The sequence below is a fragment of the Thioalkalivibrio sp. ALE25 genome, assembly GCF_000377285.1.
In the GTDB taxonomy this organism is placed as follows: Bacteria; Pseudomonadota; Gammaproteobacteria; order Ectothiorhodospirales; family Ectothiorhodospiraceae; genus Thioalkalivibrio.
In genome coordinates this window covers 200,865-219,555 of sequence record NZ_KB897926.1, presented here as the reverse complement: position 1 = coordinate 219,555, position 18,691 = coordinate 200,865, and the positions used below count along the sequence as shown (strand labels likewise).

General features: G+C 67.8%; 18 protein-coding genes. 15 read left to right on the top strand and 3 right to left on the bottom strand.

The genetic code is table 11. The features are described from left to right. Positions 1 to 23: 23 nt before the first annotated feature. Complete coding sequence (metK, locus tag C996_RS0102770) at positions 24 to 1,196, bottom strand: methionine adenosyltransferase (RefSeq protein WP_018865944.1); 1,173 nt, start codon at positions 1,194 to 1,196, stop codon at positions 24 to 26. A gap of 405 nt (positions 1,197 to 1,601) precedes the next feature. Between metK and tkt the strand changes: the two genes are divergently transcribed. From tkt to C996_RS0102740, 6 genes are all read left to right on the top strand, one after another. Next, positions 1,602 to 3,602 carry a transketolase gene (gene tkt, locus C996_RS0102765; protein WP_018865943.1) on the top strand — a complete coding sequence of 667 codons (2,001 nt, stop codon included), beginning with the start codon at positions 1,602 to 1,604 and terminating at the stop codon, positions 3,600 to 3,602. A gap of 41 nt (positions 3,603 to 3,643) precedes the next feature. After that, positions 3,644 to 4,642 (top strand): type I glyceraldehyde-3-phosphate dehydrogenase, encoded by a 999-nt coding sequence (gene gap / locus C996_RS0102760; protein ID WP_018865942.1) that lies wholly within the window; start codon positions 3,644 to 3,646, stop codon positions 4,640 to 4,642. 138 nt (positions 4,643 to 4,780) lie between these two features. Further along, entirely contained in the window at positions 4,781 to 5,959 is a 1,179-nt protein-coding gene (locus C996_RS0102755; protein WP_018865941.1) for a phosphoglycerate kinase, read from the top strand. 38 nt (positions 5,960 to 5,997) lie between these two features. Beyond that, entirely contained in the window at positions 5,998 to 7,428 is a 1,431-nt protein-coding gene (gene pyk / locus C996_RS0102750) for a pyruvate kinase (protein ID WP_018865940.1), read from the top strand. Between the two features lie 78 nt (positions 7,429 to 7,506). Next, positions 7,507 to 8,571, top strand: coding sequence for a class II fructose-bisphosphate aldolase (gene fba, locus C996_RS0102745; protein ID WP_018865939.1), 1,065 nt, complete (start codon positions 7,507 to 7,509; stop codon positions 8,569 to 8,571). 104 nt (positions 8,572 to 8,675) lie between these two features. Next, complete coding sequence (locus C996_RS0102740) at positions 8,676 to 9,452, top strand: lipid-binding SYLF domain-containing protein (protein WP_018865938.1); 777 nt, start codon at positions 8,676 to 8,678, stop codon at positions 9,450 to 9,452. Here the strand turns inward: C996_RS0102740 and bioD are convergent. Both bioD and C996_RS0102730 read right to left on the bottom strand, forming a co-directional pair. Further along, on the bottom strand, positions 9,392 to 10,096 hold the full coding sequence (bioD, locus tag C996_RS0102735) for a dethiobiotin synthase (protein ID WP_018865937.1): 705 nt from the start codon (positions 10,094 to 10,096) through the stop codon (positions 9,392 to 9,394). The two genes, C996_RS0102740 and bioD, sit on opposite strands and share 61 nt — an antisense overlap. Then, positions 10,093 to 10,989, bottom strand: a complete 897-nt coding sequence (locus C996_RS0102730) for a phosphoribosylaminoimidazolesuccinocarboxamide synthase (RefSeq protein ID WP_018865936.1) — start codon at positions 10,987 to 10,989, stop codon at positions 10,093 to 10,095. The genes bioD and C996_RS0102730 overlap by 4 nt, the downstream gene beginning before the upstream one ends. A gap of 251 nt (positions 10,990 to 11,240) precedes the next feature. Between C996_RS0102730 and purE the strand changes: the two genes are divergently transcribed. The 9 genes from purE to C996_RS0102685 all read left to right on the top strand — a co-directional run bounded on the left by purE (position 11,241) and on the right by C996_RS0102685 (position 18,660). Continuing rightward, positions 11,241 to 11,756, top strand: coding sequence for a 5-(carboxyamino)imidazole ribonucleotide mutase (gene purE / locus C996_RS0102725; RefSeq protein WP_026279173.1), 516 nt, complete (start codon positions 11,241 to 11,243; stop codon positions 11,754 to 11,756). Beyond that, complete coding sequence (locus C996_RS0102720) at positions 11,753 to 12,922, top strand: 5-(carboxyamino)imidazole ribonucleotide synthase (RefSeq protein WP_018865934.1); 1,170 nt, start codon at positions 11,753 to 11,755, stop codon at positions 12,920 to 12,922. The genes purE and C996_RS0102720 overlap by 4 nt, the downstream gene beginning before the upstream one ends. Continuing rightward, a complete protein-coding gene (locus tag C996_RS0102715; RefSeq protein WP_018865933.1) occupies positions 12,919 to 13,536 on the top strand; it encodes a class I SAM-dependent methyltransferase in 618 nt (205 codons plus the stop codon). Before C996_RS0102720 ends, C996_RS0102715 begins: the two co-directional genes overlap by 4 nt. A gap of 2 nt (positions 13,537 to 13,538) precedes the next feature. Beyond that, entirely contained in the window at positions 13,539 to 14,204 is a 666-nt protein-coding gene (locus tag C996_RS0102710) for an energy-coupling factor ABC transporter permease (RefSeq protein WP_018865932.1), read from the top strand. Between the two features lie 143 nt (positions 14,205 to 14,347). Further along, positions 14,348 to 14,671: a c-type cytochrome gene (locus C996_RS0102705; protein ID WP_026279172.1), complete on the top strand. Its 324-nt coding sequence runs from the start codon at positions 14,348 to 14,350 to the stop codon at positions 14,669 to 14,671. 190 nt (positions 14,672 to 14,861) lie between these two features. Continuing rightward, on the top strand, positions 14,862 to 15,551 hold the full coding sequence (gene rpe, locus C996_RS0102700) for a ribulose-phosphate 3-epimerase (RefSeq protein ID WP_018865930.1): 690 nt from the start codon (positions 14,862 to 14,864) through the stop codon (positions 15,549 to 15,551). 23 nt (positions 15,552 to 15,574) lie between these two features. Continuing rightward, entirely contained in the window at positions 15,575 to 16,258 is a 684-nt protein-coding gene (locus tag C996_RS0102695; protein WP_018865929.1) for a phosphoglycolate phosphatase, read from the top strand. A gap of 102 nt (positions 16,259 to 16,360) precedes the next feature. Next, positions 16,361 to 17,848, top strand: coding sequence for an anthranilate synthase component I (gene trpE, locus C996_RS0102690; RefSeq protein ID WP_018865928.1), 1,488 nt, complete (start codon positions 16,361 to 16,363; stop codon positions 17,846 to 17,848). Between the two features lie 11 nt (positions 17,849 to 17,859). Next, positions 17,860 to 18,660: a triacylglycerol lipase gene (locus tag C996_RS0102685; RefSeq protein ID WP_026279171.1), complete on the top strand. Its 801-nt coding sequence runs from the start codon at positions 17,860 to 17,862 to the stop codon at positions 18,658 to 18,660. The last annotated feature ends 31 nt before the right edge of the window (positions 18,661 to 18,691 follow it).

Below are 18,691 nucleotides of genomic sequence, written 5' to 3'. Positions count from 1 at the left end.
CGCTTACAAAATGTCGGGTGCTATTAGAGGCCCGCCATCTTCTTAAGTTCCTCGGCCTTGTCGGTGCGCTCCCAGGGGAGGTCGACGTCTTCGCGGCCGAAGTGACCGTAGGCGGCAGTCGGCTTGTAGATCGGGCGCAGCAGATCCATCATCTGGACCAGGCCCCACGGACGCAGGTCAAACGCTTCGCGGACGAAGCCTTCGATCTTGCGGTCATCCAGCTTGCCGGTGCCGAAGGTGTCGACGGTGATCGAGGTCGGTTCGGCCACGCCGATGGCGTAGGAGACCTGGATCTCGCACTTGTCGGCCAGGCCGGCGGCGACGATGTTCTTGGCCACGTAGCGGCCCGCGTAGGCAGCGGAACGGTCCACCTTGGACGGGTCCTTGCCGGAGAACGCGCCACCACCGTGACGGGCCATGCCGCCGTAGGTGTCGACGATGATCTTGCGGCCGGTCAGACCGGCATCGCCCACGGGACCACCGATCTCGAACTTGCCGGTCGGATTGATGTGGATCTGGTCGTCGGAGACCTGGCTCAGCCACTCGGCCGGCAGGACCTTCTTGAAGATCTCTTCGTAGACCGCTTCCTTCAGGTCCTTCTGCGAGATGTCCGGGCTGTGCTGGGTGGACAGGACCACCGCGTCCAGGCCGGCCGGCTTGCCGTCTTCATAGCGCAGGGAGACCTGGCTCTTGGCGTCCGGGCGCAGCCACGGCAGCTTGCCGCTCTTCATCAGTTCGGACTGGATGCGCACCATCTTGTGGGCGTAGAAGATCGGGGCGGGCATCAGGGTGTCGGTCTCGCGCGCGGCGTAGCCGAACATCAGGCCCTGGTCGCCGGCGCCCTGGGTGGCGCGGTCGGAGACGTCGCGGTCCACACCCATGGCGATGTCCTGGGACTGTTCGCCCAGCACGTTCAGCACGGCGCAGGTCTTGCCGTCGAAGCCCTTGTCGGAGTCGTCGTAGCCGATCTCGCAGACCGTTTCGCGCACCAGCTTCTCGTAGTCGATCTGCGCGCCGGTGGTGATCTCGCCCAGCAGCATGACCATGCCGGTCTTGGTGGCGGTTTCGCAGGCGATACGGGCGTGCGGATCCTGCTCGATGATGGCGTCGACGATGGTGTCGGAGACCAGGTCGGCCATCTTGTCGGGGTGACCCGCAGAGACCGACTCGGAAGTGAAGATGTAATCGTTGGACATTAGGCGTTCCTTTATGGTCGTTTCCATTTAGTTTTGCGCAAAACGACCGCTAGTGTAACGCGACTCGCGGGATTTTTCTAAGCCCCTCCCCGGCGAGGGTAGGGGCATGTGCCCCCCTGGTCGGTGGCGAGGGCGCAGCGTGGCGCGCCCTGGGGGCGACTTGCCCCGGTGCGCGAAAGTGGCCAAAATGCACCGCGTTTGATGGGGAGAGCTGCCCGCCGCGCTGGCTGCGCCGTCGGGTGGTACCTGCTCCCGCAGGCTGCTCGGGCCGCCGCGCGCCGGAGCGCCGGCCGATAACCGTGAGCCCCTCGTTCGGCCGACTCGTCCGGGTCGGTCGCCGCTGTCGCCTCGCGCCGCCGCCCGCCATCAGCCAAACCCAACACTACTTTAGAGCAGGAGATCAGCATGCCGACCCGTAGAGAGCTTGCCAACGCCATCCGCGCCCTGTCGATGGACGCGGTTCAGAAGGCCAATTCCGGTCACCCGGGTGCGCCGATGGGGATGGCAGACATCGCCGAGGTGCTGTGGAACGATTACATGCAGCATAACCCGGCGAACCCGAGCTGGCCGGATCGCGACCGCTTCGTGATGTCCAACGGCCACGGCTCCATGCTGGTCTACTCCCTGCTGCACCTGACCGGCTACGACCTGCCGATGGACGAGATCAAGCAGTTCCGTCAGCTGCACTCCAAGACCCCGGGTCACCCCGAATACGGCTACACCGCCGGCGTCGAGACCACCACCGGGCCGCTGGGCCAGGGGATCTCCAACGCGGTGGGCATGGCGCTGGCCGAGAAGATGATGGCCGCCCACTTTAACCAGCCCGGGCACAACATCGTCGACCACAACACCTACGCCTTCCTCGGCGACGGCTGCATGATGGAAGGGATCTCCCACGAGACCTGCGCGCTGGCCGGCACCCTGGGCCTGGGCAAGCTGATCGCCTTCTGGGATGACAACGGCATCTCCATCGACGGCGAAGTCGAGGGCTGGTTCACCGACGACACCCCGGGCCGCTTCGAGGCCTACGGCTGGCACGTGGTGCGCGGCGTGGACGGCCACGACGCCGATGCGGTCAAGGCCGCGATCGAAGAGGCCCGCAAGCACAGCGACAAGCCGAGCCTGATCTGCTGCCGCACCGTGATCGGCTTCGGTTCGCCGAACAAGTCCGGCAAGGAAGAGTGCCACGGCGCCGCCCTCGGCGACGACGAAGTGGCCCTGACCCGCAAGGAGCTGGGCTGGAACCACGGCCCGTTCGAGATTCCGGACGATATCTACGCCGGCTGGAGCGCGAAGGACAAGGGTGCCAAGGCCGAGTCCGAGTGGAAGGAGCGCTTTGCCGCGTACAAGCAGGCGCACCCGGAACTGGCCGCCGAGTTCGAACGCCGCATCGCCGGTGATCTGCCCGCCGACTGGAGCGAGAAGGCCAGTGCCTTCATCAAGGAGACCGTCGAGAAGGCCGAGAAGGTTGCCTCGCGCAAGGCCTCGCAGAACACCATCGGCGGTTACGCCCCGGCGCTGCCGGAACTGCTGGGCGGCTCCGCCGACCTGGCCGGGTCCAACCTGACCATGTACAGCGGTTCCAAGGGCGTCAGCAAGGACGACGCCGCCGGCAACTACGTGTTCTACGGCGTGCGCGAGTTCGGCATGGCCGCGATCATGAACGGCATCGCCCTGCACGGCGGCTTCATCCCGTACGGCGGCACCTTCCTGATCTTCTCCGACTACGCCCGCAACGGCATCCGCATGTCCGCGCTGATGAAGCAGCGCGTGATGTACGTGCTGACCCATGACTCCATCGGTCTCGGCGAAGACGGCCCGACCCACCAGCCGGTCGAGCAGACCCCGAGCCTGCGCCTGATCCCGAACCTCAATGTGTGGCGTCCCTGCGACGCGGTCGAGACCGCGGTGGCCTGGAAGGCCGGGATCGAGCGCACCGATGGCCCGTCCGCGTTCATCCTGTCGCGTCAGGGCCTGCCGCACATGGAACGTGATGGCGAGCAGCTCGCCAACATCGCCCGCGGCGGCTACGTGCTGAAGGACTGCGACGGCACCCCCGACCTGATCTTCATCGCCACCGGTTCCGAGGTCGAGCTGGCCGTCCAGGCCGCCGACGAACTGGCCGGCGAGGGCAAGAAGGTGCGCGTGGTCTCCATGCCCTGCGTCGAGTTGTTCGAACAGCAGGACCCGGCCTACCGCGAGGCCGTGCTGCCGAACGCGGTGCGCGCGCGGGTCGCCATCGAGGCCGGCGCAACGACCACCTGGTACAAGTTCACCGGCCTCGACGGCGCGGTGTTCGGGCTGGACCGCTTCGGCGAGTCCGCTCCGGGGGGCGCCCTGTTCGACTACTTCGGCTTCAAGCCGGCGAACGTCGCCCAGGTCGCGCGTGACGTGCTGAACGGCTGAGTCCGCAACGATTTCGCATAAGCAATAGAGAGGAGACTCCCATGTCTATCAAGGTTGGTATCAACGGCTTCGGTCGTATCGGTCGCATGGCCTTCCGCGCCATCGCCAAGGACTTCCCGAACCTGCAGGTGGTCGGCATCAACGACCTGCTGGACCCGGAATACCTGGCCTACATGCTGCGCTACGACTCCGTGCACGGCCGCTTCGACGGCGACATCAGCGTCGACGGCGACCACCTGGTGGTGAACGGCAACCGCATTCGCCTGACCGCCGAGAAGGATCCGGCCGCGCTGAAGTGGGGCGACATCAACGCCGACATCGTGATCGAGTCCACCGGCCTGTTCCTGACCGCCGAGACCGCCCAGAAGCACCTGGACGCCGGCGCCAAGAAGGTGGTGATGTCCGCGCCGTCCAAGGACGACACTCCGATGTTCGTCTACGGCGTGAACCACGGTGACTACGCGGGCCAGAACATGGTCTCTGCCGCCTCCTGCACCACCAACGCCCTGGCCCCGGTGGCCAAGGTGCTGAACGACACCTGGGGCATCAAGCGTGGCCTGATGACCACCGTGCACGCCGCCACCGCGACCCAGAAGACCGTCGACGGCCCGTCCATGAAGGACTGGCGCGGCGGCCGCGGCATCCTGGAGAACATCATTCCGTCCTCCACCGGTGCGGCCAAGGCTGTGGGCAAGGTGCTGCCGGAACTGAACGGCAAGCTGACCGGCATGGCCTTCCGTGTGCCGACCTCCGACGTCTCCGTGGTCGACCTGACCGTGGAACTGAACGGCGACGCCAAGTACGACGACGTCTGCGCGGCCATGAAGAAGGCGGCCGAAGGCGAGCTGAAGGGCGTGCTGGGATACACCGACGAGCTGGTGGTCTCCACGGACTTCCGTGGCTACACCGCCCCGTCCGTATTCGATGCCGGCGCCGGCATCCAGCTGGACCCGACCTTCGTGAAGGTCGTCGCCTGGTACGACAACGAGTACGGCTACACCTGCAACATGCTGCGCATGGTGGAGCACGTCGCCAAGTAATGGCGGATGGCCGGGCCCTCTCCGGGGTCCGGCCGTTTCTCTTCCCGGGTCCAGAGGCCTGGGGCCAGTCCCTTCGGGGACTAGCCCGAAGCCTTTTTCCTTTTCTTTCTTTTCAACCGTATTTCGAGAGGTACTCCCATGTCTGTCATCAAGATGACCGATCTCGACCTGCAGGGTCGCCGCGTACTGGTGCGTCAGGATCTGAACGTCCCGGTGAAGGACGGCAAGGTCACCTCCGACGCCCGCATCCGTGCGAGCCTCGAGACCGTGCAGAAGGCGCTGGACGGCGGCGCCGCCGTGATGCTGATGTCGCACCTGGGCCGCCCCACCGAGGGTGAGTTCTCCGAGGAGGATTCCCTGGCCCCGGTCGCCGAGCACATGGCCGGTCTGCTGGGCCGAGAGGTGCGTCTGGTGCGCGATTACCTCGACGGTGTGGACGCCCAGCCGGGCGAGGTGATCCTGCTTGAGAACGTGCGTTTCAACGCCGGCGAGAAAAAGGACGACGAGGCCCTGGCGAAGAAGTACGCGGCCCTGTGCGACGTGTTCGTGATGGACGCCTTCGGCACCGCCCACCGCGCCCAGGCCTCGACCCACGGCGTGGCGAAGTTCGCCCCGCAGGCCTGTGCCGGCCCGCTGCTGGCCAAGGAGCTGGAGGCCCTCGGCCATGCCCTGGAGACCCCGAAGCGCCCGCTGGTGGCCATCGTCGGCGGCTCCAAGGTCTCGACCAAGCTGACCGTGCTGGAGTCGCTGTCCAACGTGGTGGATCAGCTGATCGTCGGCGGCGGGATCGCCAACACCTTCATCGCCGCCCAGGGCCACAGCGTGGGCAAGTCGCTGTTTGAAGCCGACCTGGTGGACGAGTCCAAGCGCCTGATGGAGGCGGCCCGGGCGAAGGGTGGCGAGATCCCGGTCCCCACCGACGTGACCGTGGGCAAGGAATTCTCCGAATCGACCCCGGCCGAGACCAAGTCGGTCGACGCGGTGGCCGATGACGACATGATCTTCGACGTCGGCCCCGAGACCGCGGCGACCTACGCCGAGGCCCTGCGCAACGCCGGCACCATCGTCTGGAACGGCCCGGTGGGTGTGTTCGAGTTCGACCAGTTCGCCGGTGGCACCAAGGCCCTGGGCGAGGCCATCGCCGAGAGCAACGCGTTCTCCATCGCCGGTGGGGGCGACACCCTGGCCGCGATCGACAAGTACAACCTGGCCGATCGCATCAGCTATATCTCCACTGGCGGTGGCGCCTTCCTCGAGTTCCTGGAAGGCAAGACCCTGCCGGCCGTCGCCATCCTGGAAGAACGCGCCAAGGGCTGACGCCCGGGCGCGTCCACCGCTGACGGAGATCGACGCGGATGAGACGTACCAAGATCGTGGCCACCCTCGGGCCGGCCACGGACAGCGACGATGCCATGGAGGCCATCATCCGGGCGGGTGTGGATGTGGTCCGGCTGAACTTTTCGCATGGCGACCCGGACGACCATCGTCAGCGCCTGGCTCGGTTGCGCGCGGCCTCCGAGCGCGCCGGACGCTGTGTCGGGGTCCTCGGTGACCTGCAGGGGCCGAAGATCCGGATCGACCGGTTCCAGCAGGGCAAGGTGCATCTGGAAGAGGGCGCGCCCTTCGCGCTGGATGCCGAGCTGCATCGGGATGCCGGGGATGCCACCCAGGTGGGGCTGACCTACAAGGACCTGCCGGCCGATGTGGTGCCGGAGGATATCCTGCTGCTGGACGACGGCCGCATCGTGCTGAAGGTCAAGGCAGTGAAGGGCAGCCGGATCGAGACCACGGTGCAGGTCGGCGGGGAGCTGTCCAACAACAAGGGTATCAATCGCCAGGGCGGCGGACTCTCCGCTCCGGCGATCACGGACAAGGACCGCGAGGACATCCGCCTGGCTGCCGAGCTGCAGGTGGACTACCTCGCCGTGTCCTTCCCGCGTTCCGCGCAGGACCTGCACCTGGCGCGCAGCCTGCTGAAGGATGCCGGCTGGGAGGCCGGGATCTGCGCCAAGATCGAGCGCTCCGAGGCCCTGGAGGTGATCGACGAGATCATCGCCGCCTCCGAGGTGATCATGATCGCGCGCGGCGATCTGGGTGTGGAGATTGGTGACGCCGAGCTGCCGGGCGTGCAGAAGACCCTGATCACCCGGGCACGGACCCTCAATCGTCTGGTCATCACCGCGACCCAGATGATGGAGACCATGATCCAGAACCCGATCCCGACCCGCGCCGAGGTGTTCGACGTGGCGAATGCGGTGCTCGACGGCACCGACGCGGTGATGCTCTCCGGCGAGACCGCCACCGGGCGCTACCCGGCGCGCGTGGTCACCAGCATGGACCGGATCTGCGAGGCCGCGGAGCGTCAGCGCGCCGCGCGTCAGTCCGACCATCGCATGGATTCGACCTTCGGCCGGGTCGACGAGGCCATCGCGATGGCCACCATGTACACGGCGAACCATCTGGATGTCGCCGCGATCGCCGCGCTGACCGAGTCCGGCTCCACCGCACTGTGGATGTCGCGCATCAGTTCGGGCATCCCGATCTACGCGCTCACCCAGCACGAGTCCACCAGCCGCCGCATGACGCTATATCGCGGCGTCTACCCGGTGACCCTGAACCCGATCCCCGAGAGCCACGAAAGTGTGAACCGTGAAGCGGTGAACTTGCTCAAGGCCGAGGGCGTCGTGCAGGATGGCGGGCTGGTTATCATTACGAAGGGCGACCTGCAGGGCGAGCATGGCGGTACCAACGCCATGAAGATCGTGCGCGTCGGCGAACTGGCCTGACCCGCGCACCGCCCGTGGTCGAGCAGTCAAGAATCGGTTTATCTACTACCTCAGTCCGAATCCCGTAAGGAGGAATCCATGGCACTGATCTCACTTCGCCAGCTTCTGGACCATGCCGCCGAGCATGGCTATGGCATGCCGGCGTATAACGCCAACAACATGGAACAGGTCCACTCGATCATGGAAGCGGCCGCTGCGGTCGACTCCCCGGTGATCATTCAGGCCTCCGCCGGAGCCCGCAAGTACGCCGGCGAGCCCTTCCTGCGTCACAACATCATCGCCGCGATCGAGCAGTACCCGGACATCCCGGTCGTGCTGCACCAGGACCACGGCTCCGAGCCGGCGGTCTGCCTGCGTTCCATCCAGTCCGGTTTCAGCTCGGTGATGATGGACGGCTCCCTGATGCCCGACATGAAGACCCCGGCCACCTACGAGTACAACCGTGACGTAACCGCCAAGGTCTCCGAGATGGCGCACTCCTGCGGTGTCTCCGTGGAAGGCGAGCTGGGTTGCCTGGGCTCTCTGGAAACCGGCCAGGCCGGCGAGGAAGACGGCTCCGGGGCCGAGGGCACCCTGTCCCACGACCAGCTGCTGACCGACCCGGACGAGGCGGCCGACTTCGTGAAGAACACCAAGTGCGACGCCCTGGCGATCGCCATCGGTACCTCCCATGGCGCCTACAAGTTCACCCGTCCGCCGACCGGTGACATCCTCGCCATCGAGCGCATCAAGGAGATCCACAAGCGCATCCCGGATACCCATCTGGTCATGCACGGGTCCTCCTCCGTTCCGCAGGAGTGGCTGGACATCATCAACAAGTACGGCGGCGACATGGGCGAGACCTATGGCGTGCCGGTTGAAGAGATCCAGGAAGGCATCAAGCACGGCGTGCGCAAGGTCAACATCGACACCGACCTGCGTATGGCCTCCACCGGTGCGGTGCGCAAGTTCCTGGCCGAGAATCCGAAGGAATTCGACCCGCGCAAATTCCTGAAGGCCTCCACCGCGGCCATGAAGGACATCTGCCAGGCCCGTTACGAGGCCTTCGGTTGCGCCGGCATGGCGTCCAAGATCAAGCCGATCTCCCTGGACGACATGGTCAAGCGCTACCTGTCCGGCGAGCTGGATCCCAAGGTCAACTGATCCTGCGGATTGCAGCACGAAAAAGGGGGCTTCGGCCCCCTTTTTTTGTGCCATGATGCCGCCATCGGAACACCGTTATGGAGGATTCCTCGATGCACCGAAGGATGCCCCAGATTCTTGCTCTTCTGCTGTTCGTGGCGTTCGCCGGAGCGGCTCAGGCCAACCCGTTCAGCCGCGAGATCGATCCGCAGGACATCATCGACCGCGCCCAGGCGACGGTGGAGAACATGGCCACCCATCCCGAGTACGAGTCCCTGAAGGAGGACCTGCGCGACGCGCGCGGCGTGGTTATTTTCCCGCGCGTGGCACGCGGTGCCTTCCTGATCGGGGGGTCTGGCGGAATCGGGGTGTTCCTCGCGTGGGACGACGAGCGCGGCGACTATTCCCCGGTGGCCTTCTACTCGCTCGGCTCGGTCAGCTTCGGCATGCAGTTCGGCGGCGATGCCGCCGAGGTGGTGATGGTCGCGCGCACCCAGGATGCGGTCGACTCCATGTTCGGCTCCGCGATCCGGCTCGGGGCCGATGCGTCGGTCGCCGCGGGCCCGGTAGGGGCCGGCCGCAGCGCCACCCCCACGGCCGACTTCCTTTCCTATTCCCGCGCACGCGGCGCCTACCTGGGGATGAGTCTCTCCGGTTCGCGTATGACCGTGCGTGACGACTTCAACGAGGCCTACTACGGCGAATCGCAGCGCCCGGTGCATATCATCGAGACCCGCCGGGTCGACCGCGAAGGGACCCGCGCCCTGCGCGAGACGCTGGCCGGTTTCCGTGCCGATGCCGCCGACGAGGAGCCGGCCCCGGCCGACTCCGAAGCCCGTGGTCAGGAGCGCGAGTCCTCCGGCGGGGTGCGCCCGGACAACTTCGAGGTCGAGAGCTTCTGAACCAGCGCCGCGCGGGTGATGCCTTCCGGTGACGTGATGACCGGGGCGCGGGTCCGGGCGCGCAGGGCCGTGGCGTTGTCGAGCCGCGGGTCGCAGTCCGCTCGGCGGCGGTTGAGCACAATCCCGGCCAGACTCAGGCCGCGCCGTTCGAGCGCCTCCAGGGTCAGCAGGCAGGTATTCAGCGTGCCCAGCCGGTCCTCCGCGACCAGCAGCACCGGCAACCCGAGGTGCTCGGCGAGGTCCGCGTTCAGGCCGTCGGCACAAAGCGGCGAGTAGAAGCCCCCCGCGCCCTCCACCAGCCGTGGCCCCGTGCCTTCGCCGGCGCAGGCCGCCGCCAGTTCCGCGAGCGTCAGGTGCACGCCCTGGTTCGCGGCGGCCTGGTCGGGGGCGATGGCATCGGGGAAGCGCCAGGGGGTGACCTGTGCGATCGCGGTGTCCGGCAGGCCGGCCGCGCGGGTCAGGTTCAGCCCGTCCTCGGGCAGCAGGCCGTCGGGGCCCGGCGGGCAGCCCGACTCCACCGGTTTGCGCGGTTGCGGCGCCAGGCCCTGCTGCCGCCAGCACTCCAGCAGCGCGCAGCCGACGAAGGTCTTGCCGACGCCGGTATCGGTGCCGGTGACGAACAGGCCCTGCAGGGTCTCGCTCATGCGGCGCGGGTCAGGCGCTCCAGGGCCTCGCGGTAGCGCGCGGCGGTCTGTTCCACCACCGCCGCGGGCAGTTCGGGGCCCGGCGGCTGCTTGTCCCAGTCCAGGGTCTCGAGGTAGTCGCGCACGTACTGCTTGTCGAAGGACTCGGGGCTGCGCCCCGGCGCGTACTGGTCGGCCGGCCAGAAGCGCGAGGAGTCCGGGGTCAGCACTTCGTCGATCAGGTGCAGCGTGCCGTTGGCGTCGACGCCGAACTCGAACTTGGTGTCGGCGATGATGATCCCGCGCCCGGCCGCGTAGTCGCGTGCCATCGCGTAGATCGCCAGCGCCGCATCGCGGACCTGGCGGGCCCGCTCCGCGCCGATGGTGGCGACCACCGCATCGAAGTCGATATTGGCGTCGTGGTCACCGACGTCCGCCTTGGTGCTGGGCGTGAAGATCGCCTCCGGGAGCTGCGAGGCGAGTTCCAGCCCGTCCGGCAGCGGAATGCCGCAGACCGCGCCGCTCGCCTGGTAGTCCTTCCAGCCGGAGCCGATCAGGTACCCGCGCACCACGGCCTCCACCGGCAGGGCCTCCAGCCGGCGGATCACCAGGCTGCGTCCTTCCAGTGGGGCACGAATCGCCGGGTCCGGGATGACCTGCTCCAGCGGGATATCGGTCAGCTGGTTGGGGATGCCCAGCTCGCGCTGGATCTTGTCCATCCAGAACCGGGTGATCTCGGTCAGCACCCGGCCCTTGCCGGGCACGCCGGTCGGCAGGATCACGTCGAACGCGGACAGGCGATCGGTGGTGACCATCAGCCAGTGGTCGGCATCCACCGTGTAGAGATCGCGCACCTTGCCGCGATGGACGAGTTCCAGGTCGGGGATATGGCTTTCGAGCAGGGTATCGGTCATGCGGCGATTCTACCGGGCGCGGCCCCTGTACACCACGGCGCCGGGAAGAGCCCGGTCAAGGGCGATCGACAGGAAGACTGGAAGAACGGAAGGTTTTATTTCGGATCGAAAACAGGGTTCGAAGTAGCGTCCTCGACCCATCATTTCTTCCAGTCTTCCCATCTTCCTGTTGAATGCTTTTCGAACGTGAGTCGGGGCTTCGGAGGGGGTGTGGCTTGTCGGGTGGGGCCGGGGTCGCTATCGTTCGGGCCATGACTGAGACGGCTGGCAATAGGGCGCCGCGCGTGGGCGTGGTAATGGGGAGCACCTCCGACTGGGGCACGATGGAGCGGGCGGTGGATGTGCTAGATGTACTCGGTATTCCGTTCGAGGCCCGGGTGGTCTCCGCCCATCGCACGCCGGATCTGCTGTTCGAGTACGCCGAACAGGCGCGCGGGCGAGGGCTGCAGGCGATCATCGCCGGGGCGGGCGGGGCCGCGCACCTGCCGGGGATGCTCGCCTCCAAGACCCCGGTACCGGTGCTGGGCGTACCGGTGGCCTCGCGTCACCTGAAGGGCCAGGACTCGCTGCTCTCCATCGTCCAGATGCCGCGCGGGATCCCGGTGGCGACCTTCGCGATCGGCGAGGCGGGGGCCGCCAACGCGGCGCTCTTTGCCGCCGCGATGCTGGCCAATACCGATCCCGAACTGCGCGAGCGTCTGGATGCCTTCCGCCAGTCCCAGAGCCAGGCCGTGCTCGGGCAGACCCTGCCGCCGGACCCGTCATGATCCAGCCACCTGCGACTCTCGGGCTGCTCGGTGGGGGGCAGCTCGGCCGCTATTTCGTGGAGGCCGCACAGGGCATGGGTTATGCCGTCTGGGTGCTCGACCCGGACCCGGCCAGCCCGGCCGGGCGGGTGGCAGCGCGCCACTTGTGCCAGGCCTTTGACGACCCCGATGCCCTGCAGGCGCTGGCCGGGGCCTGCGAGGTGATTACCACCGAGTTCGAGAACATCCCGCGCGCCGCGGTGGAGTGGCTGGATGCCCACGCCTGTCTGCGCCCCGGGCCACGCGCCCTGACGGTTGCCCAGGACCGCCTCGAGGAGAAGGCCTTTCTCGGCGAGATCGGCGTGGCGGTGGCCCCGTGGCAGGCGGTGCCGGCGGGCCTGACGCCCGAGGTGCAAACCGATGCCGGAGCCCCGGATTTCCCGGCGATCCTGAAGACCGCGCGCCTGGGTTATGACGGCAAGGGGCAGGTGCGGCTGGCCGCGGCCGGCGAACTGCCGGCAGCGCATGCCGAGCTGGGCCAGGTGGACTGCGTGCTGGAGTCCCGGGTGGAGCTGGAGCGCGAGCTGTCGGTGCTGGTTGCGCGTACCGCCGATGGCGCCACCGAGGCCTTTCCGGTCGCGGAGAACACCCATCGCGACGGCATCCTGCACCTGACGCGTGTCCCGGCACGGGCCGGGGACGAGGTGCGCGAGCGCGCCACGGCTATCGCCCGGCACGTCGCCGAGCGGCTCGATTATCAGGGGGTGCTGGCGGTCGAGTTCTTCCTCACGGCGGACGGCGAACTGCTGGTCAACGAGATCGCGCCGCGTCCCCACAATTCCGGGCATTACAGCCTGGATGCCTGCACCGTCAGCCAGTTCGAGCAGCAGGTGCGCGCGGTCTGCGCCCTGGGGCTGGCGCCGGCCCTGCTGACCGCGCCGGTGGCGATGGTGAATCTGCTGGGCGACCTATGGCCCGCGGGCGGCACGCCCGACTGGCGGGGCGTGCTGGCGGCCGGCCGGGCGCGACTGCACCTGTACGGCAAGGCTGAGGCGCGCCCGGGGCGCAAGATGGGGCATGTGAACGTACTCGGCCTGCCGGGCGAGGATGATGCCACCGCGGTGGCCTCCACTGCCGAGACCCTGTGGCAGGGCCTGGCCAGTGCCGGCGGGGAGGGCGCCGCATGACCGAGGCATTCCCCAACACCCAGGCGCGGCGCGCCCGACAGGCGGAGCTCAAGCGCGACCTTGAGTTCGAGGACACCCTGGCGGGCGAGCATCTGCGGTTTCGCACCACCTGGGGGCTGTTCTCCCCGCGGCGAATCGACGACGGCACCCGCATGCTGCTGGAACGCATCGAGGTGCATCCGGCGGACGCCTGCCTGGACCTCGGCTGCGGCTACGGCCCGATCGGCCTGACGCTCGCGCGCAAGGCCCCGCAGGGGCTGACGACCCTGGTCGATACCAACTATCTGGCGGTGGAGTACAGCCAGCGCAACGCCGAGCTCAACGGCATCGCCAATGTGGAGTGTCTGACCAGCAACGGCTTCTCGCGCATCCGCGATCGGCGGTTCGATCTGGTGACCTCCAATCTGCCGGCCAAGGTCGGGCGCGAGATGCTGCAGACCTATCTGCTGGACGCCCACGAGCAGATGAACCCCGGCGGACGCATCTATGTCGTAACCATTACCGGACTGCGGCGGTTCATCGAGAAGGGGTTCAAGGACGTGTTCGGCAACTACGACAAGGTCAAGCAGGGCCGCGAGTACACTGTCGCGGCCGCCGTGCGCGAGCCCGACTGACCATGGTCGAGGGGGCGGGCGAACTCCCGGTCGCGCTCCGCGTGCTGTCCGCCGTGCTGCTGGGCCTCGGCATGCTGGTGATGCTCCGGCGCATGCCCTGGGAGGCCTTCTTCGTGCCCGGTCGCGCGCAGCTGTTCGTGATCGCCACGCTGTGCCTGCTGCTGATCTGGAGCCTGCGGGCGCAGACGCTCGATGGCCTCGCCCTGCACTTCCTTGGCATGACCACCGTGACCCTGATGTTCGGCTGGCAGCTGGCGATCCTGATGGTGTTTCTGGTGGTGGCGACCCTGGGCCTGTTCGGCGCCCTGCCGCTGGCGGCCTTCCCGCTGACGGTCCTGCTGGCCGGCATCCTGCCGGTCGCGGTCACCTGGGGGTTGCTGCGGCTGTCCCAGAACTACCTGCCCGCGCACATGTTCATCTATCTCTATGCGGTGGGCTTCCTCGGCGGCGCGCTTTCGGTGGTAGCGACCGTGCTGGCCTCGGCGGCGATCTACGGCCTGTTCACCGAGCTGGCCTGGGCCGACATCTATCGCGACTACCTTCGCTACCTGGCATTGCTGGTGCTGCCCGAGGCGGTGGTCAACGGGATCGTGATTACCGGGCTGGTGATGGTGCGCCCCGAGTGGCTGGCGACCTGGTCGGACGAGCGCTACATCCACGGCCGCTGAGGCCGAGAATGGCCTGGTGCCGCGCTGCAGGGATGCCCCTGTTTGATTCTGTGTTAATGCAGCATTCAGGAACACCCTGCTACCGTTCGCTTCAAGACAGGGCGATGACCCTGTCCAGGATCGTGAACGAGGAGACCACAACAATGAAAACCAAGCTGTTCGTGCTGGCCGGTATCGCCGGCAGTGTCCTGATGCTGTCCACCATGGCGCAGGCCGCCGACATCCAGGCCGGTCAGTCCAAGTACCAGAACACCTGCGCCAGCTGCCACGGCGCGCAGGGTCAGGGCCAGGCGATCTTCCCGGCGCTGGCCGGCAAGGACGCCGACTACCTGACCGACAAGCTGGAGCGCTATCGCGCCGGCGAGGAGGTGGGTGACCACACGGCCCTGATGCGTCCTCAGGCCCAGGGGTTGAGCGATGACGACATCGCCAATCTGTCCAGCTACATGGCGGCCGAGTTCAACTGATCCGGGCGCACTGCCGCTGGCAGGCGAGACCGCGACGGGCCGGGGGGTTTCCCCCGGCCCGTTTGCGTTGGAGGGCGCGTCACATGCGTCGCCTTTTGCCTGGCATGGCGGCATCCGGTAAAGTTTCGCGGTTCCGAGAGCGTGGCCGATGGTCGGCCCCGCTATCCCAGAGATCCCTGCGAGGCTTTCCATGGCACAACCCGATTTCATCGCCCCGTCCATCCTGTCCGCCGATTTCGCCCGTCTGGGCGAGGAAGTCGACAACGTCCTGGCCGCCGGTGCCGATACCGTCCACTTCGACGTGATGGACAACCACTACGTGCCGAACCTGACCATTGGCCCGCTGGTCTGCGATGCCCTGCGCAAGCACGGCGTGACCGCGCCGATTGACGTGCACCTGATGGTCAAGCCGGTGGATCGCATCATCCCGGACTTCGCCCAGGCCGGTGCCAGCTACATCACCTTCCACCCGGAGGCGTCCGACCACATCGACCGCACCCTGCAGCTGATCCACTCCGAGGGCTGCAAGGCCGGACTGGTGTTCAACCCGGCCACGCCGCTGTCCTATCTCGAATACGTGATGGACAAGGTCGACATGATCCTGCTGATGTCGGTGAACCCGGGCTTTGGTGGCCAGAAGTTCATCCCGAACACCCTCGACAAGCTGCGCGCCGCGCGCAAGATGATCGACGACTCCGGGCGTGACATCCGCCTCGAGATCGACGGCGGCGTGAAGGCCGACAACATCCGCGAGATCAAGGCCGCCGGGGCCGACACCTTCGTCGCCGGGTCCGCGATCTTCGGTGCCGGCAGCGACTCCGATCCGAACCGCTACGACAGCATCATCCAGCAGATGCGCGACGAGCTGGCCAAGGCCTGAATCGACGGCCACTGGAGACCGGGATGTCCCTGAAACGCCCCCGCATGATCCTGATCGACCTGGACGGCACGCTGATCGACAGCGTGCCGGACCTGGCCTACAGCGTGGACGCGATGATGCGCGAGCTGGGGCTGCCCGAACGCGGCGAGCCGGCCGTGCGCAACTGGGTCGGCAACGGGGTGGAACGGTTGGTCAAGCGGGCGTTGGTGAACGACCTCGAGGGCGAGCCGGACCCGGAGGCCTTCGAGCGGGCATTGCCCGTCTTCATGCGCATCTACCAGGAGAACACCGCCGGGCGGTCGCCACTGTACCCGGGCGTGCGCGAGGGGCTGGACCAGCTGAAGGCCGCGGGCTTCCGCCTGGGCTGCGTGACCAACAAGGCCGAGCGCTTCACGGTGCCGCTGCTGCGCGAGAAGGGCATCCTCGACGACTTCGAGATCGTGGTCGCCGGCGACGCCCTGCCGCAGAAGAAACCGGACCCGGCGCCGCTGCTGCATGCGGCGAAGGAGTTGGGTGTAGACCCCTCCGAGGCGCTGATGGTCGGGGACTCGAAGAGCGACGTGAAGGCGGCACGCGCGGCCGGCTTCCAGATCGTCTGCATGACCTACGGCTACAATCACGGCGACGACATCCGCGACGAGAACCCGGACGCGGTTCTCGACCGGCTGGACGAGCTGCCCGGACTGCTGCCCGCTCGGGCGGCCTAGGGAAACACGGACCCATGATTGCAACGGACCGGACAACGGAGCGATGGCGAGACGGCGAATGATCCGCCGCGCCGTCCGTCCCCCTTGTCAGGAACCGTTGTGATGACCCCCGAACAGTTCGATCAGCTGGCCCGCGAGGGCTATAACCGCATCCCGCTGGTGCGCGAGGTCCTGGCGGATCTCGAAACCCCGCTGTCCATCTTCCTGAAGCTGGCCAACCGGCCGTACTCCTACCTGTTCGAGTCGGTGCAGGGCGGGGAGCGCTGGGGTCGGTATTCCTTTATCGGGCTGCCGGCACGCACCCGCGTGCGGGTGCACGGCCATGACATCACGGTGGAGACCGATGGCGAGGTGGTCGAACAGACCACGGAGACCGACCCGCTGGCCTGGGTCGAGGCCTACCAGGCGCGCTTCAAGGTGGCCGAACTGCCGGGCCTGCCGCGCTTCACCGGTGGTCTGGTCGGCTATTTCGGGTTCGAGACCGTGCGCCTGATCGAGCCGCGCCTGGAAGGCCCGGAAAAGCCCGATGCCCTGGGGCTGCCGGACATCCTGCTGATGGTCTCGGAGGAGGTCGTGGTCTACGACAACCTCTCCGGCCGGCTGTACCTGGTGGTGCACGCCGATGCGACCCAGGCCGATGGCCAGGCCGTGGCGGCCACGCGTTTGGATGAGCTGGAGACCCGTCTGGGCGAGCCCCTGGTGCCCCCGGAGGATCCGCCGCATCCGCATGCGGTGCCGGAGTACGTGCCGGGCTGGTCGGCCGAGGGCTTCCAGACCGCGGTCGCGCGGGCGCAGGAATACATCATGGACGGCGACGTGATGCAGGTGGTGCTGGCGCAGCGCATGAGCGTGCCATTCTCCGCGCCGCCGCTGGACCTGTACCGCGCCCTGCGCGCGCTGAACCCCTCGCCGTACATGTACTACCTGGACCTCGACGACCACCACGTGGTCGGGGCCTCGCCGGAGATCCTGGTGCGCCTGGAGGACGACCGCGTGACCGTGCGCCCGATCGCCGGGACCCGCCCGCGCGGGCGCACCGAGGAGGAAGACCGCGCGCTGGAGGCCGAACTGCTGGCGGACCCGAAGGAGCGCGCCGAGCACCTGATGCTGATCGACCTCGGGCGCAACGACGTCGGCCGGGTCTGCGAGATCGGCTCGGTGGAGGTGACCGACACCATGAGCATCGAGCGCTATTCGCACGTGATGCACATCGTCTCCAACGTGGAGGGCCGACTGGCCCCGGGGCACTCGCCGATGGATGTGCTGCGCGCGACCTTCCCCGCCGGGACGGTCTCCGGTGCGCCGAAGATCCGGGCACTGGAGATCATCGACGAGCTGGAACCGGTCAAGCGCGGCCCGTACTCCGGCGCGGTCGGCTACCTCTCCTGGTCCGGCAACATGGACACCGCGATCGCCATCCGCACGGCCGTGCTGCACGACGGCGAGCTGCATATCCAGGCCGGGGCCGGCGTGGTGCACGACTCGGTACCCGAGAGCGAGTGGCAGGAGACCCTGAACAAGGGACGTGCGGTGGTGCGCGCGGCCGAGACCGCCCTGGGTGGCCTGGGGCCCCGGCGCCACCGCGACTGAGAGGACCAACTATGCGCGGCCGCCTTTGCATTTTGTTGCTGGCGCTGCTGGTATGGCTGCTACCGGGGCTGGCGGCGGCGCAGATCGTGGTGCTGGTGCCCGGTGGCTGGGATCGCGGCGACGGCTTTCGCCATGCCGGCGTCACCGCGGCCCTGAACGCCGCCGGGTATGCCGATGGCGGCCGGGCCCGGGCTCGGCCGGAGGCCCCCTGGTTCGATCGTGCTCCCGACCCGGCCCCGCGCCAGTTCTATACCGTGGACCTGCCGGCGGGCGGAGTGCCGCCCGAGCGCGCGCGGGCGCTGGGTCAGGTCGTCGAGGCCCTGGCGCGGCGCCATCCGGGGCAGGAACTGGTGCTGGTCGGGCATTCCAGTGGCGGTGTTGTGGCGCGCGAGCTGCTGGTGCGCCAGCCGCACCCGGCAATCTCCACTCTGGTGACGTTTTCCGCTCCGCATGCGGGGGGCGGCTGGTCCGCCCTGGCGCGTTCAGTGACGGATGCGCTGGCCGACTCGGCCCTGGGGTTGTACGCCCCGTTTATCGGGCTTGAGGGCATGCACCGGCGCGAGGGCCTCTGGGGGCCGGAGGGCACCTCGCCGGATGCGGCCCACCTCGAGTGGCTGAACACGCGGGAACACCCGCCCATCCGCTACGTGTCAGTGGTGCGCCTGGCCGACCCGTGGGTGGATGCGGCCAGTCAGGACATGAATCGTCTCCCGGCCCTGCGCGGCCGGGCGCATACCCTGCCGAGCCCCGGCGGGCACCGGCTGGAGGCCGCCGACGGCACCCTGCTGGCCGCGCTGCTGTTGCCGCGATGAGCGTGCCGGGTTTCGCCAGCGCCCATGCGGT

Bases quoted from the DNA above. Each gene is read 5' to 3' on its own strand.
- C996_RS0102730 (WP_018865936.1), bottom strand. From the start codon at position 10,989: ATGACCGATACCCTGCTCGAAAGCCATATCCCCGACCTGGAACTCGTC.
- C996_RS0102715 (WP_018865933.1), top strand. From the start codon at position 12,919: ATGACCGAGGCATTCCCCAACACCCAGGCGCGGCGCGCCCGACAGGCG.
- bioD (WP_018865937.1), bottom strand. From the start codon at position 10,096: ATGAGCGAGACCCTGCAGGGCCTGTTCGTCACCGGCACCGATACCGGC.
- tkt (WP_018865943.1), top strand. From the start codon at position 1,602: ATGCCGACCCGTAGAGAGCTTGCCAACGCCATCCGCGCCCTGTCGATG.
- C996_RS0102740 (WP_018865938.1), top strand. From the start codon at position 8,676: ATGCCCCAGATTCTTGCTCTTCTGCTGTTCGTGGCGTTCGCCGGAGCG.
- C996_RS0102755 (WP_018865941.1), top strand. From the start codon at position 4,781: ATGTCTGTCATCAAGATGACCGATCTCGACCTGCAGGGTCGCCGCGTA.
- C996_RS0102705 (WP_026279172.1), top strand. From the start codon at position 14,348: ATGAAAACCAAGCTGTTCGTGCTGGCCGGTATCGCCGGCAGTGTCCTG.
- C996_RS0102695 (WP_018865929.1), top strand. From the start codon at position 15,575: ATGTCCCTGAAACGCCCCCGCATGATCCTGATCGACCTGGACGGCACG.
- gap (WP_018865942.1), top strand. From the start codon at position 3,644: ATGTCTATCAAGGTTGGTATCAACGGCTTCGGTCGTATCGGTCGCATG.
- trpE (WP_018865928.1), top strand. From the start codon at position 16,361: ATGACCCCCGAACAGTTCGATCAGCTGGCCCGCGAGGGCTATAACCGC.
- C996_RS0102720 (WP_018865934.1), top strand. From the start codon at position 11,753: ATGATCCAGCCACCTGCGACTCTCGGGCTGCTCGGTGGGGGGCAGCTC.
- rpe (WP_018865930.1), top strand. From the start codon at position 14,862: ATGGCACAACCCGATTTCATCGCCCCGTCCATCCTGTCCGCCGATTTC.
- C996_RS0102685 (WP_026279171.1), top strand. From the start codon at position 17,860: ATGCGCGGCCGCCTTTGCATTTTGTTGCTGGCGCTGCTGGTATGGCTG.
- pyk (WP_018865940.1), top strand. From the start codon at position 5,998: ATGAGACGTACCAAGATCGTGGCCACCCTCGGGCCGGCCACGGACAGC.
- metK (WP_018865944.1), bottom strand. From the start codon at position 1,196: ATGTCCAACGATTACATCTTCACTTCCGAGTCGGTCTCTGCGGGTCAC.
- C996_RS0102710 (WP_018865932.1), top strand. From the start codon at position 13,539: ATGGTCGAGGGGGCGGGCGAACTCCCGGTCGCGCTCCGCGTGCTGTCC.
- fba (WP_018865939.1), top strand. From the start codon at position 7,507: ATGGCACTGATCTCACTTCGCCAGCTTCTGGACCATGCCGCCGAGCAT.
- purE (WP_026279173.1), top strand. From the start codon at position 11,241: ATGACTGAGACGGCTGGCAATAGGGCGCCGCGCGTGGGCGTGGTAATG.